Annotated in this window: 12 protein-coding genes; 3 read left to right on the plus strand and 9 right to left on the minus strand. The window is 69.9% G+C overall.

Going from position 1 to position 12,930, the window contains the following annotated elements; all coding sequences use genetic code 11:
- The first annotated feature begins 28 nt into the window (after positions 1-28).
- Complete coding sequence (locus MRBLMI12_RS18580) at positions 29-676, plus strand: NAD(P)-dependent oxidoreductase (RefSeq protein ID WP_363357726.1); 648 nt, start codon at positions 29-31, stop codon at positions 674-676.
- Positions 677-740: 64 nt separating this feature from the next.
- Here the strand turns inward: MRBLMI12_RS18580 and MRBLMI12_RS18585 are convergent, their stop codons facing one another.
- The 3 genes from MRBLMI12_RS18585 to MRBLMI12_RS18595 form a co-directional block, all read right to left on the minus strand.
- Positions 741-1,304 carry a YceI family protein gene (locus tag MRBLMI12_RS18585; protein WP_308869745.1) on the minus strand — a complete coding sequence of 188 codons (564 nt, stop codon included), beginning with the start codon at positions 1,302-1,304 and terminating at the stop codon, positions 741-743.
- Between the two features lie 182 nt (positions 1,305-1,486).
- The gene (locus MRBLMI12_RS18590) at positions 1,487-1,855 is read right to left on the minus strand and encodes an FKBP-type peptidyl-prolyl cis-trans isomerase (protein WP_331912438.1); all 369 of its coding nucleotides are present in this window, start codon (positions 1,853-1,855) and stop codon (positions 1,487-1,489) included.
- Positions 1,856-2,052: 197 nt separating this feature from the next.
- Positions 2,053-3,279 (minus strand): PrsW family intramembrane metalloprotease, encoded by a 1,227-nt coding sequence (locus MRBLMI12_RS18595; RefSeq protein WP_349427008.1) that lies wholly within the window; start codon positions 3,277-3,279, stop codon positions 2,053-2,055.
- An 85-nt stretch (positions 3,280-3,364) separates the two neighbouring features.
- Between MRBLMI12_RS18595 and MRBLMI12_RS18600 the strand changes: the two genes are divergently transcribed.
- Entirely contained in the window at positions 3,365-4,228 is an 864-nt protein-coding gene (locus tag MRBLMI12_RS18600; protein WP_363357727.1) for a fumarylacetoacetate hydrolase family protein, read from the plus strand.
- 63 nt (positions 4,229-4,291) lie between these two features.
- Here MRBLMI12_RS18600 and MRBLMI12_RS18605 read toward each other — a convergent pair whose 3' ends face one another.
- The 5 genes from MRBLMI12_RS18605 to MRBLMI12_RS18625 form a co-directional block, all read right to left on the minus strand.
- The gene (locus MRBLMI12_RS18605; protein WP_349427006.1) at positions 4,292-4,894 is read right to left on the minus strand and encodes a DUF4190 domain-containing protein; all 603 of its coding nucleotides are present in this window, start codon (positions 4,892-4,894) and stop codon (positions 4,292-4,294) included.
- A gap of 60 nt (positions 4,895-4,954) precedes the next feature.
- On the minus strand, positions 4,955-6,436 hold the full coding sequence (locus MRBLMI12_RS18610; protein WP_363357728.1) for an aspartate ammonia-lyase: 1,482 nt from the start codon (positions 6,434-6,436) through the stop codon (positions 4,955-4,957).
- A gap of 149 nt (positions 6,437-6,585) precedes the next feature.
- On the minus strand, positions 6,586-7,554 hold the full coding sequence (locus tag MRBLMI12_RS18615) for a phosphodiesterase (protein ID WP_363357729.1): 969 nt from the start codon (positions 7,552-7,554) through the stop codon (positions 6,586-6,588).
- 58 nt (positions 7,555-7,612) lie between these two features.
- Positions 7,613-7,942, minus strand: a complete 330-nt coding sequence (locus MRBLMI12_RS18620; RefSeq protein WP_331908233.1) for a peptidase — start codon at positions 7,940-7,942, stop codon at positions 7,613-7,615.
- The gene (locus MRBLMI12_RS18625; RefSeq protein WP_363357730.1) at positions 7,939-9,255 is read right to left on the minus strand and encodes an inorganic phosphate transporter; all 1,317 of its coding nucleotides are present in this window, start codon (positions 9,253-9,255) and stop codon (positions 7,939-7,941) included. The genes MRBLMI12_RS18620 and MRBLMI12_RS18625 overlap by 4 nt, the downstream gene beginning before the upstream one ends.
- A 156-nt stretch (positions 9,256-9,411) precedes the next feature.
- On the opposite strand from MRBLMI12_RS18625, the gene MRBLMI12_RS18630 reads away from it, so the two are divergent.
- Positions 9,412-11,556 carry a S9 family peptidase gene (locus MRBLMI12_RS18630; RefSeq protein ID WP_363357731.1) on the plus strand — a complete coding sequence of 715 codons (2,145 nt, stop codon included), beginning with the start codon at positions 9,412-9,414 and terminating at the stop codon, positions 11,554-11,556.
- 343 nt (positions 11,557-11,899) lie between these two features.
- Here the strand turns inward: MRBLMI12_RS18630 and MRBLMI12_RS18635 are convergent, their stop codons facing one another.
- Positions 11,900-12,928: an ATP-dependent 6-phosphofructokinase gene (locus MRBLMI12_RS18635; RefSeq protein ID WP_363357732.1), complete on the minus strand. Its 1,029-nt coding sequence runs from the start codon at positions 12,926-12,928 to the stop codon at positions 11,900-11,902.
- Positions 12,929-12,930: the final 2 nt, after the last annotated feature.

A 12,930-nucleotide genomic window follows, 5' to 3' on the forward strand; every position in this document is an offset into this window, starting at 1 on the left:
GTGGGTTCACCACCGAAGGGAGAACCTCATGAACATCCTCGTCATCGGCGCCACCGGCGGATCCGGCCGCGCCGTCTGCGATGCCCTGCTCGAACGCGGCCACCGGGTCACGGCGCTCGCGCGCCACGCCTCCTCGCTGCCGAGCCGCGCAGGTCTGGCGCGCGTCGACGGCGACGCCACACGCGCCTCCGTGCTCGATGGCGTCGTGCCCGGCCACGACGCCATCGTGGTGACGCTCGGCATCTCGGAGCCCCCGCTGAGGGTGCGGCTGCGCGGCGCTCAGGGCACCGCCGACGACGTGCGCTCGAAGGGCACGGCCGCGATCGTGGCGGCGGCGCGGCGCGCGGGCGTGAGCCGGCTCGTCGTGCAGTCGTCGTACGGCGTCGGCGACACGCGCGCCCTGCTGCGGCTCACCGATCGGATCCTGTTCGCACTGCTCATCCGCCCGCAGATCATCGACTCCGAGATTCAAGAGGGGGTCCTGCGGGGATCGGAGCTCGACTGGACCATCGTCCAGCCGGTGTACCTGACCGACGATGAGTCCGCCGAGCACTTCACGTCGACCGACGGCAGCATCCGCCGCAACAGAGTCGCCCGCCGCGGCGTCGCTCGTGTCCATGCCGAGCTCGTCGAGAGCACCGACCGGGTACGCGAGACGGTGTCGGTCTCGGGCTGATCCGCGCACATGCAGAAGAGCGGATGCCTCGGATCGAGGCATCCGCTCTTATGCGACGCTGCGGTCAGTCCTGCTGGAGGGCGCCCTGCAGCTCGAGCGTGATGGTGACGTCCTTGCCGACGAGCACGCCGCCGGTCTCGAGTGCGGCGTTCCAGGTGAGCCCGAAGTCCTCGCGGTTCACGACGGTCTTCGCGGTGGCGCCGGCCTTGTAGTTGCCCCACGGGTCGGTGCCGAAGCCGCCGAACTCGAACTCGAAGGTCACCGGCTTGGTGACGCCGCGGATCGTGAGGTCGCCGTCGACCAGGAAGTCGCCGTCGGCGATGCGGGCGCCGGTCGAGCGGAACTCCATGGTCGGGTGGTTCTCGGCGTCGAAGAAGTCACCGGAGCGGAGGTGGTTGTCGCGCCCCTCGTCCTTGGTGTCGACCGAGGTCACGTCGACGCTCGCCTCGACCTGCGCGTCGAGCGGGTTCTCGGGGGCGACGAGCGTCGCGCTCTTCATGCCGAACGTGCCGCGCACCTTCGAGATCATCATGTGGCGCACGCTGAAGGTGACCTCGCTGTGCGCGGGGTCGAGCACCCAGGTGCCTGCCTTGTAGCCGGGAACGTCGATCGTGGTGGTGTCGGTCATGGCCGTCCTTCGTGTGGGGTGGATCACCGCAGCTGCGGCGATGGGCTCGATGGACGTCAACGCGGTCGATGGGGAGATCTATTCCGGTGAATGAAAGATTTCTCATGCCGGACACGACGACGGGGCGGATGCCGCAGCATCCGCCCCTCCGAACGACGAGGTTCCGTCAGTCTTCGACAGGCTCAGCCGACCTTGATGAGGTCGATGATGAAGATCAGCGTCTTGCCGCCGAGGAAGTGGCCTCCGGCGGGTCCGTACGCGAGGTGCGGCGGGATGACGAGCTCGCGGCGCCCGCCTTCCTTCATGCCGGGGATGCCGTCCTGCCAACCCTGGATCAGACCGCGCAGCGGGAACTGGATGCTCTCGCCGCGGTTCCACGACGAATCGAACTCCTCGCCGGTCTCGTACTCGACGCCCACGTAGTGGACGGTCACGGTGTCGCCGGGCTTCGCCTCGGCGCCCTCGCCCACGACGATGTCGCGGACGACCAGGTCGGCAGGCGCCGGTCCGGCGGGTGCGTCGATCTCGGGCTTGGTGCGGTCGTCAGTCATGACACCATCCAACCATCCCGTGATCGCGGATGCCGGATCAGTTCGCCGTCAGGGGAACCGCCGAGCGTTCTCTTGACACTCGCGCGGCCCCCCGGCATCCTGGTCGCAGACCAACTCAGCGCTCGGTAGACACGCAGGCATCGCCGCGGCACCGAGCGCTGAGTCTTGATATGACCGGCTCCCGCCGATGTCCGCCCCTACGGCGCGAACATGGCCGCGCGCGTCGCGGCCGTCTTCTCCAGCAGTGCCCGTTCCTCGGTGACCGCATGCGGGTCGCGGCCGGTGATGGCGCGCTGGCGGGTGGCGGCGAGCGCGGTGGCATCGGCGATGAAGGTCCTCATGAGCGCCGTGCGGTCGCCGCGCAGTGTGCGCGCCCAGCCCAGCGCCGCCTTGCGGCCGGCCGAGGTCGCGAGCATGTCGACCTCCTGCGGCGTGAACCACCCGGCGGCCGCGTAGTCGCCGAGCCGGCGCCTCGTGAGCCGGGATTCCTCGCGCCGCAGCGCGATGATGCCGAGGATGAAGCCGATGAAGAGGGGCACCTGCAGCGTGAGGTAGAGCACGAAGAAATCGCCGAACATCGCGGAGCCGTTCCAGAAGGCGTGCAGCGCGATGGCGCCGGCGAGCCCGACCAGCCAGGGACCGACGGCCTGCCCGGTCGAGAGGCCGCGGCGTGCGGCGAGGCCGAGCGCGAAGCCGGTGACGCTGGTGAACATCACGTGCGCGAACGGCGACAGGATGCCGCGGAGGAAGAACGTCATCGAGGTCTCGGCAGCGCCCCCCTGGATGAAGCTCACCGCGAAGTACTGGATGTTCTCGGTGAACGCGAAGCCGGCCCCGATGAGCGCGCCGTAGACGATGCCGTCGACCGGGCCGTCGAAGGCGCGTCGCGCGGTCGCGAAGATGAGGAAGACCCCGAGGCCCTTCGCGAACTCCTCGACGACCGGGGCCTGCACCACGGTCTGGAGCACCTCGCGGGCGCCGGTGGCGGGGCCGAACGCCATGGACAGCAGCAGGTCGATGCCCAGTGCGATGCCGACGGCGGCGATGCCGCCCCAGCCCACCGCCAGCATCAGCAGCGAGCGCGGCTCGGGCTCCCATCGGTCGACGATGCGCACGGCGAACAGCACGCCGATCAGCGGCACCACTGCCAGCAGCATCCCGATCAGCGAGGCGCCCGGTCCCAGCGCGTTGAGGAAGTAGCCGATGAGGGCGATCAGGATGAGGACGAGGATGCCGACGATCCAGATCGACGCCGTGCGCCCGCGGCGCGGCGCCACCGCGGTGGGGATCTGCACCGGGGCCGGCGAGGTCGCCGGCGGCGCGATCGTCGCGGGAGTCGCGTTGCGCGGCTGCGCGAGGGCGGAGGCGAACTCGGGCGGAGTGAGCGAGGGCCGCGGCCGGGCGGCACCGGGGTCGTGCGTCATGCGCTCAGCCTATGGCTGCACAACGCTCCACCGCCGCGCGAATGCAGGTCGCCCGTCGGCGCGGGCGTCCGGCTAGGTTGGGGGAATGCGCTTCGCCCATGTCGTGCCGCCGCGGTCGGCCGAACCGAGGCTTGCACTCATCGAGGGCGACGAGGCGATCCTCGTGGAGGCACTGTTCGACGGAGCTCCGCGCGTCCTCGAGGAGCTGATCGCCGGCGGCGACGCGCTGCTCGCACGCGTGCGGGATGCCGCGGGCCGGGGCACGCGGCATCCGCTCGACACGATGGGCTTCGCGTCGGCGCTCCTGACACCGCCCGTGATCCTCGCGATCGGCCTGAACTACGCCGCGCACTCCAGCGAGCTGGGACTGAAGACGGACTCCACCCCGACCGTGTTCGTCCTCTGGCCGAACTCACTGGCGGGGCACGACGGCACGACGATCTGGCCGCGTTCGCTGAGCGAGTCCGTCGACTACGAAGCGGAGCTCGGGGTCATCATCGGCACCCCGGCGAAGGACGTCTCCCCCGACGACGCACTCGACCACGTGTGGGGCTACACCGTGGTCAACGACATCACGGCGCGCGACATCCAGTACTCCGAGGCCCAGTGGTCGCGCTGCAAGTCGTTCGACGGCTTCACGCCCACCGGCCCGTTCGTGGTCACGGCCGACGAGATCCCCGATCCGCAGGACCTCCACATCTGGACCGTGCTGGACGGCACGACCCTGCAGGATGCGACGACCGGCCAGATGGTGCGGCCCGTCGCGACGCTCATCTCGCACCTGTCGAAATCGGCGACCCTGCTGCCCGGAACGCTCATCTCGACCGGCAGCCCCGGAGGCGCCGGCTACTCGCGCGATCCGCAGGTGTTCCTGCGCGACCGTTCGACAGTCACCGTCGGGATCGACGGCATCGGCGCACTGACGACCCACTGCCGCATCCTCGGCTGATCGCACGACGAAGCCCCCGCTCCGATCGGGAGCGGGGGCATCGCGTGCAGCTGATTCAGCGGGTCACGGGCAGGTGATCGTGCCGCCGGTGTTGAGCTCGTACTCTCCGGGAGCCATCCCTTCGCACAGCTCCTGCAGGGCCGCGCCGGCACCGTTGACCAGCACGATGACGATGATGATCGTCGCGATGATGCTGAGGACCAGGAAGATCCAGCCCAGGATGATCGCCACCTTCGCGGGGGTGTTCTTCACGCCCGCCTTCTTGCTCTGCGAGCGCGCGACGTAGCCGAGGATCAGGCCGACCAGCGACGCGAAGAACACCACGACGAGGGCGACGATGCCGAGGGTCTTGCCCGGCACCGGAGCGTCCGCGGGCGCGCCGTAGGCGGCCGGCGGGGCCGCCGCGTACGCAGGCGGGGCTGCGGCGTAGTCGGGCTGGGCGGGGCCGGCCGGCGCGGCGGCATACTCCGGCGCGGCAGGCGCGGCGGCATACTCGGGAGCGGCGGGCGCGGCCTCCGGCTCAGCGGGGGCCGCGTACTCCGGCGCGGCGGGAGCGGGCGCCTCTGCGGGCGCGGCAGGCGCATCGGCGGGCGGCTGAGGCGCAGTCGGCTCCGACGCGGGCTGCTGAGGCGGCTCGGGTGCGGCCGGGTTCTGCGGATCGGTCATTTCTCGCCTTTCGTTCGAGTCTCCTGACGTTATCGATCCGGAGCCTCCCGCGGCAACAGATCAGCGAGAGTCGGCGGCCTGCTCCACGACCACGTCCTCCGGCGCCTGCTGGATCGGGATCGCGGCGGTCACCGTCTCGAGCCCGGAGAGTCGGGCGGGCGACAGCTGCTTGGCGACCTGCTCGCGTGACATGAGACCCGCCTCGACGACGAGGTCGGCGACGCTGTGGCCGGTGAGCAGGGCCGTCTTGGCCAGTGCCGCCGCGGCCGCGTAGCCGATGAACGGCGTGAGCGCCGTGATCACGCCGACGGACGAGCCCACCATGGCGCCGAGACGCTCGCGGTTCGCGGTGATGCCCTCGACGCAGTTGACGCGCAGCGTGAGGATGGCCTGGCGCAGCCAGGTGATCGACTGGAAGATCGAGTGCGCGATCACCGGCTCGAACGCGTTCAGCTGCAGCTGCCCGCCCTCGACGGCCATCGTCACGGTCAGATCGGCGCCGGCGATGGCGAACGCCACCTGATTGACGACCTCGGGGATGACCGGGTTGACCTTGCCGGGCATGATGCTCGAGCCTGCCTGGCGAGCCGGGAGGTTGATCTCGCCGAACCCTGCCTGCGGGCCGGACGAGAGCAGCCGGAGGTCGTTGCAGATCTTCGACAGCTTGATCGCGTTGCGCTTCAGCGACGCCGAGAACGACATGAACGAACCGGTGTCGCTCGTCGCCTCGACGAGGTCGTTCGCGGTCGCGAGGTCGAGGCCGGAGATCTCTCGCAGGTGCCGCAGCACCACTGGAGCGTAGGACGGGTCGGTGGTGATGCCTGTTCCGATGGCCGTCGCGCCCATGTTGATCTCGTAGAGCAGGTACGCGTTCTCGGTGAGGCGCTGGTGGTCGTAGCCCAGCGTGGTCGCGAAGCCGTGGAACTCCTGACCGAGGGTCATCGGCACGGCATCCTGCAGCTGCGTCCGGCCGACCTTCAGGACGTCGTGGAACTCCACCGCCTTGGCGAGGAACGCCCGGCGCAGCAGGTCGAGCTCTTCGAGCAGGGTCTTGAGGTCGAGACCGAGCCCCACCTTGACCGCGGTCGGGTAGACGTCGTTCGTCGACTGGCTCCGGTTGGTGTCGTCGATCGGCGACAGGAACGCGTAGTCGCCCTTCGGTCGCCCCGCGAGCTCGAGGGCGAGGTTCGTGATGACCTCGTTCGCGTTCATGTTCGTCGAGGTGCCGGCGCCGCCCTGAATCACGCCGACGACGAACTGGTCGTGGAACTGCCCGTCGATGACGAGCTGCGCGGCACGATCGATGAGATCGGCCTTGGCCGGATCGAGCACCCCGATCTCACGGTTCGCGCGGGCGGAGGCCTGCTTCACCATGGCGAGCGCGCGCACCAGGTCGGGATAGACCGAGATCGGCCTCTTCGAGATCGGGAAGTTCTCCAGCGCGCGGGCGGTGTGGATGCCCCAGTACGCGTCAGCGGGGATCTCCAGGGATCCCAGGGAGTCGGTCTCGATGCGGGTTCGCGTCATTGCGTCCAGTGACATGTGTGTGGTGTCCTCGTGGGTCGTTCACAGCGGTGTGCCGGGATGCTTCGAGACTACTCGCGACACCTTCGCGCCGGCCTATACGCGGCGTACAGCGAACCGGGTCGCCGCGTACACGGGGGCGGCCCGCCGGCGGAGTTCGAGCGCGCTCAGTGGGGCTTGCGCGAGAACGCCTCGAGCCGCTGCTCGGGCGTGAGCCGCGACATCCGCTCCACCCATTCCGCGGAGAAGACGTCGGCGGTGGGCGCCTCGACGACGGGGACGACGGCGTGGGTGATCGTGTCGTCGTATACGTGCACGAGGTGGAAGGACTGGCCGGCGTCCATGCCGTTCACGTCGACCGCGGCCCGCGCCAGGTTCATCGTGTAGCAGGTGGCGGCGGCGACGCTCACCGGGACGCCCGCGAACGTGCCGCTCGTCGAATAGTGCAGGTGCCCTGCGAGGATCGCGCGCACGTCGGTGCCCGCGATCACCTCGGCGAGGCGCCCCTGGTCTCGCAGCTCGAGGATGTCGAACAGGGGCACATGCGACGGCAGCGGCGGGTGGTGCAGCGCGAGGATCGTGCCGAGCGGGGCAGGGGTCTCGAGCACGGCGCGCAGCCACTCCAGCTGTGCGGTGTCGAGATCGCCGTGGTGCCAGCCGGGCACCGTCGAGTCCAGCCCGATGAGCCGCAGGCCGCCGAGATCCCACACTCCGGTGACGGGCTCCTGCGTCGGCTCGAGTCCGAGCAGGTCGCGGCGCAGCGCCGGCCGCTCGTCGTGGTTGCCTGCCACCCACACCACGGGAGCACCGAGGCGCTCGGCGACCGGCTCGACGGCTTCGCGCAGGGCCCGGTAGGCCGCCGGCTCGCCGAGATCCGTCAGGTCGCCCGTGAACACGATCGCATCGGGACGGATGCCGGTGGCCTCGACCGCGACCAGCGTGCGTGCCAGGTTCGCCGCGGTGTCGAAGCGCCCGCCGAGCGGCGGGTTGCCCGCCAGCAGGTGCGTGTCGCTGATGTGCAGCAGCGTGCGCCGGGCGGCCGGATGCTGACCGAACTGCACGGACGCGGCGGAACCCACGCGCCCGGCGGAATCGGGCGTTGCACCGGCGGCGCCGGAAGCGGGCGTGGGGACCATGGGCCCCAGCCTAGGCGCTCGTGCCGACACCGCTCATGCGGCGGACGGCCGTTGCGCCTCAGTGGTTGAACAGGATGAGGAGCAGCCCGCCGAGGACGGCGGCGGCGCAGACGCCGAAGCAGAGATAGGCGGCCACGAGGGCCACACGCTTCTGACCATCGGTCAGCGGACTGCGCTTGGCGGCCTTCGCGGCAGCCTTCTCGGCGCGGCGCGCTTCCTTCTCGGTGATCACGGTGATGGCGTCGGTGAACTCGGCGGGCGCGACGACCGGCGCGCGGCCGGCGCGCACGAGGAGACGCAGGCCGAGCGCGTAGAAGCCGACGACGAGGACGGCCGAGGTGAAGGCCGCGATGAAGACCTGTACGAACGATTCCCAGTGGATGGTCATCGCGGGCCTCCGCTCTTCGGGCCGTTCGCGGATCGCTCGGCGGCCTTCGCCGCCTTCGCCGCCTTCTTCGCCGCGGTATTGGCCGCGGTCTGCGCGGCTGCCACGCGCCGCGCCTCTTCACGGGCGATGGCACGCTGGCGGCGTGTGGGCGGCGGGTTGCGCTTGACCTTGACCGCGCGGCCCGAGTCGGCGACCTCGCTCATCGCGTTCGCCGCCGTCACCTCGTCGCGGCGCGAGCGCAGGAAGAGGAACAGGATGATCGCGACGGCGAGCACGGCGTCGATGATGACGCCCCAGACGGGCAGCCACACGACGATCAGAGCAGCCACGGCGCCGACCGCGCCCGCGGCAGGGAGGGTCAGGACCCAGCCCACCATGATGCGGCCCGCCGTGCGCCACCGCACCTGGGACCCCCGGCGTCCGAGGCCGGATCCGATGACCGAGCCCGACGCGACCTGGGTGGTCGACAGCGCGAAGCCGAGGGCGCTCGAGGCGAGGATCGTCGAGGCCGTCGACGCCTCGGCCGCGAAGCCCTGAGCCGGCTTGACCTCGGTCAGCCCCTTGCCGAGCGTGCGGATGATGCGCCAGCCGCCCATGTAGGTGCCGAGGGCGATCGTGATCGCGCAGGCGAACACCACCCAGGTCTGCGGTTCGGGGTTCGATGCGGACTGCAGGCCGGCCGTGATGAGCAGGAGCGTGATGATGCCCATGGTCTTCTGCGCGTCGTTCGTGCCGTGCGCCAGAGCGACCAGGGACGACGTGAAGATCTGCCCGAAGCGGAAGCCGTCGCGCCCGTCGGGCTTGCTGTCGTAGCGCCGGGTGAGCGCGTAGGCGAGCTTCGTCGCGGTGAAGGCGATGAGCCCGGCGGTGACCGGGGCGATGAACGCCGGCAGGATCACCTTCGACATCACGACACCGAAGTCGACCGCCGTGACGCCGACGCCGACGATCGTGGCGCCGATGAGCCCGCCGAACAACGCGTGTGAGGACGATGAGGGAAGCCCCAGCAGCCACGTGAGCATGTTCCAGGTGATGGCGCCGATGAGGCCGGCGAGGATGATCTCCGGGAAGATGTCGTGGGAGATCTGCTCCTCGTTGATGATCCCGCCCGAGATGGTCTGAGCCACCTCCGTCGACAGGAACGCGCCGACCAGGTTGAGGACCGCTGCGAGGAGCACCGCGGTCTTGGGCTTGAGTGCACCGGTGGCGATGGGCGTGGCCATCGCGTTCGCCGTGTCGTGGAAGCCGTTCGTGAAATCGAAGAACAGCGCCAGCGCGATCACCAGAACGATGATGAGGGTTGCGGTTTCCACCGTTCGCTTTCGGTGAGGAGGAGTGGAGAGATGGTGCCGACGAGATCGGCGCGACGAACGAACAGTTCACCAAGAATTCAGGTACCGGCAACCGGCCAGGAAGAATCCTACATCGGCGACCCTGACGGTCAACTCGGAGGCGACTAGCGTGGAACGGTGACTCTCAGCGACCCCGTACCCGCCCCGTCCGCCCCTGCCGCCGGCATCCGTCCTCCGGTCGCCGACAGCAGGATCACCGTCCGCTCGCACCACGGCGACGACGTCGAGGACCGCTACGAGTGGTTCCGTGAGAAGGAGGACGCCGCTGTCATCGCCCACCTCGAGGCGGAGAACGCCTACACGCAGCAGCGCACCGCCCACCTCGAGGGGCTCCGCGAGCGCATCTTCGGCGAGATCAAGGGCCGCACGCTCGAGACCGACCTGTCGGTTCCGACCCGCCGCGGCCAGTGGTGGTACTACGGCCGCACCGTCGAGGGCAAGCAGTACGGCATCCAGTGCCGTGCGCCGCTCGCCTCGCCCGACGACTGGACGCCGCCCGAGCTCTCCCCCGACGTCGAGGTGCCCGGTGAGCAGATCCTGCTCGACGGCAACATCGAGGCCGACGGTCACGAGTTCTTCTCGCTGGGCAGCTTCGAGGTCACGAGCGACGGCACCCTGATGCTCTTCGGCGTCGATGTCGCCGGCGACGAGCGCTACACGGTGCGCGTGCGCAATCTCGTCACCGGCGAGCAGCTGCCCGACGAGATCCCCGACACCTTCGCCGGTGCCACCTTCTCCCCCGACGGCCGCTTCATCGTCTACACGACCGTGGACGACGCGTGGCGGCCCGACACCGTGTGGCTCCACGAGCTCGGCACGGCCGTCGAGGACGATGCGAAGCTGTTCCACGAATCCGATGAGAGGTTCTGGGTCGGCGCCGGATTCACCCGCAGCGACCGGTTCCTCGTCATCGGCCTGGGCTCGTCGATCACCTCGGAGGAATGGCTGCTGGATGCCGACGACCTGCGGGGCGAGCCGCGCGTCGTGTGGCCGCGCACCGAGGGCGTCGAGTACGACTCCGAGCACGCCGTCGTCGACGGCGAGGACGTGCTCTTCATCCTCCACAACGACGACGCCCTCGACTTCGAGCTGGTGCGGGTGGCGGCATCCGACCCGGCCGGTGAGCGCGCGGTCGTGATCCCGCATCGCCCTGGCGAGCGGCTGCTGGGCGTGTCGACGTTCCGCGACTGGGGCGTCGTCGGCTATCGCCGTGGCGGGCTCGCCCGGCTCGGCATGCTGGACTACGCGACCAGCGAGGTCAGCGAGATCGCGTTCGACGAGTCGCTGTACTCGGTGGGGACCGGCGGCAACCCGGAGTGGGCTCCCCCGCTCCTGCGCCTCGGCTACGGATCATTCGTCACGCCGGGCACCGTCTACGACCTCGACGTCGCGACCGGCGAGCTGCACCTGCGCAAGCGCCAGCCGGTGCTGGGCGGCTACGAGCCCGACGACTACGCGCAGGCGCGAGTGTGGGCGACCGCCCAGGACGGCACCCAGCTCCCCATCTCGCTGGTCTACAAGCGGTCGTTCGGCGACGCCGGCGCCGCGCCGCGCCCCGTGCACCTGTACGGCTACGGGTCGTACGAGCACTCGATCGAGCCCGGGTTCTCGGTTCCGCGCCTGTCGGAGCTCGACCGCGGGGTCGTGTTCGCCGTCGCCCACGTGCGCGGCGGGGGCGAGATGGGCCGTCAGTGGTACGAGGACGGCAAGCTGCTCAATAAGCGCAACACGTTCACCGACTTCGTCGACAGCGCCCTGCATCTCATCGACCACGGCTACACGACCCCGTCGCAGCTGGTCGCCGAGGGCGGTTCGGCGGGAGGACTCCTGATGGGTGCGGTGGCGAACCTGGCGCCCGAGCTGTTCGCCGGCGTTCTCGCCGACGTGCCGTTCGTCGACGCGCTCACGACGATCCTCGACCCGTCGCTGCCATTGACCGTCATCGAGTGGGACGAGTGGGGCGACCCGCTGCACAACGCCGACGTGTACGACTACATGAAGTCGTACTCGCCCTACGAGAACGTGCGGACGGATGTCGCCTACCCGCGCATCCTCGCCGTCACCTCGCTCAACGACACCCGCGTGCTGTACGTCGAGCCGGCCAAGTGGGTCGCGCGGCTGCGCGAGGTCGGTGCCGACGCGCTGCTGAAGTGCGAAATGGTGGCCGGTCACGGCGGCGTGAGCGGTCGCTACAACGCCTGGCGCGAGCGCTCCTTCGAGCTCGCCTGGCTCCTCGACGTGCTCGGCGTGGCCGACGCCTGACGGGCGGCGCGGCACGCCGGCGGTCAGTCGCGACTCCGCCCGGTGAGTGGTCTCGATTCCTCCCAGAGAGGGGCGATACCGGCACCGCGGGTCCGAACACTTGAAAATCGCCACTGAACTTCCGGTTCACACAGCCCTGAGGTGAGCCGTGTGAACCGGAAGTTCATCGACATCCTGGTGCCCACCGACCTGAGGTGAACCGTGCGAACCGGAAGTTCATCGACGTTCTCGCTGGGTCGCGATGCGAGCGCCAGATCCCGCCGGCCGACCAGCGGATCCCGCAGATCGAGCGGGTCCCTCGAGGCGAGGCATCCCTTCGTCGTCCGGTTCGACGCCAGAGACGTCAGCCGAAGAGGGCGGCGGCTTCCTCGTAGCGGTAGAGGGGGACCGTGTTGAGCTCGCCGAGGGCCTCGGCGAAGGGGACGCGCACGATGTCGGTGCCGCGCATGGCGACCATCTGGCCCCACGCGCCGTCCATGATGGCGTCGGCGGCGTGCAGGCCGAGGCGGGTGGCGAGCACGCGGTCGAAGCCCGACGGCGAGCCGCCGCGCTGGATGTGGCCGAGCACGGTCGAGCGCGTCTCGATGCCGGTGATGCGCTCGATCTCGGGCGCGAGGACCTCGCTGATACCGCCGAGGCGCGGGCGGTTGAACGCGTCGAGGCCCTTGTCGCTGAACGCCTCGTCCATGCCGGTGAGGGTGAACCCCTCCGAGACCACGACGAGCGGCGCACGTCCGCGGTCGTGGGCCTTCGTCACCTGCGCGCAGATCTCGTCGATCGACATCGGCACCTCGGGGATGCAGATGGCGTGGGCACCGGCGGCCATGCCGGCATGCAGGGCGATCCAGCCGACGTGGCGGCCCATGACCTCGGCGACCATGCAGCGCTGGTGCGAGTCGCCGGTGGTGCGCAGGCGGTCCATCGCGTCGGTCGCGATGTTGACGGCGGTGTCGAAGCCGAAGGAGTAGTCGGTCGCGCGCAGGTCGTTGTCGATCGTCTTGGGGACGCCCAGCACGTTGATGCCGTCGTTCGCGAGGCGGTTCGCCGCGGCGAGGGTGCCCTCGCCGCCGATCGCGATGATGCCGTCCAGGCGGTGGCCGTACATCGTCTTCGCGATGTTCTCGGCGCCGCCGCGCGGGCCCTCGTACGGGTTCGTGCGGCTCGTGCCGAGGATCGTGCCGCCGACCTTCGACAGGCCCTTCACCTCGTGCCGGGTCAGCGGGAAGAAGTCGCCGTCGACGACACCACGCCAGCCGTCGCGGATGCCGACGAACTCGAGGTCGTATGTCGTCGTCCCCTTGAGCACGACGCCGCGGATGACCGCGTTGAGTCCGGGGCAATCGCCGCCGCTCGTCAGGATGCCGATCTTCATAG

The organism is Microbacterium sp. LMI12-1-1.1, from assembly GCF_040676455.1.
Classification (GTDB): domain Bacteria; phylum Actinomycetota; class Actinomycetes; order Actinomycetales; family Microbacteriaceae; genus Microbacterium.

What these genes read in the sequence shown, in the direction of transcription:
- MRBLMI12_RS18610 (WP_363357728.1), bottom strand. Translation starts at nt 6,436, where the DNA reads ATGTCACTGGACGCAATGACGCGAACCCGCATCGAGACCGACTCCCTG.
- MRBLMI12_RS18615 (WP_363357729.1), bottom strand. Translation starts at nt 7,554, where the DNA reads ATGGTCCCCACGCCCGCTTCCGGCGCCGCCGGTGCAACGCCCGATTCC.
- MRBLMI12_RS18590 (WP_331912438.1), bottom strand. Translation starts at nt 1,855, where the DNA reads ATGACTGACGACCGCACCAAGCCCGAGATCGACGCACCCGCCGGACCG.
- MRBLMI12_RS18635 (WP_363357732.1), bottom strand. Translation starts at nt 12,928, where the DNA reads ATGAAGATCGGCATCCTGACGAGCGGCGGCGATTGCCCCGGACTCAAC.
- MRBLMI12_RS18585 (WP_308869745.1), bottom strand. Translation starts at nt 1,304, where the DNA reads ATGACCGACACCACCACGATCGACGTTCCCGGCTACAAGGCAGGCACC.
- MRBLMI12_RS18580 (WP_363357726.1), top strand. Translation starts at nt 29, where the DNA reads ATGAACATCCTCGTCATCGGCGCCACCGGCGGATCCGGCCGCGCCGTC.
- MRBLMI12_RS18600 (WP_363357727.1), top strand. Translation starts at nt 3,365, where the DNA reads ATGCGCTTCGCCCATGTCGTGCCGCCGCGGTCGGCCGAACCGAGGCTT.
- MRBLMI12_RS18595 (WP_349427008.1), bottom strand. Translation starts at nt 3,279, where the DNA reads ATGACGCACGACCCCGGTGCCGCCCGGCCGCGGCCCTCGCTCACTCCG.
- MRBLMI12_RS18605 (WP_349427006.1), bottom strand. Translation starts at nt 4,894, where the DNA reads ATGACCGATCCGCAGAACCCGGCCGCACCCGAGCCGCCTCAGCAGCCC.
- MRBLMI12_RS18620 (WP_331908233.1), bottom strand. Translation starts at nt 7,942, where the DNA reads ATGACCATCCACTGGGAATCGTTCGTACAGGTCTTCATCGCGGCCTTC.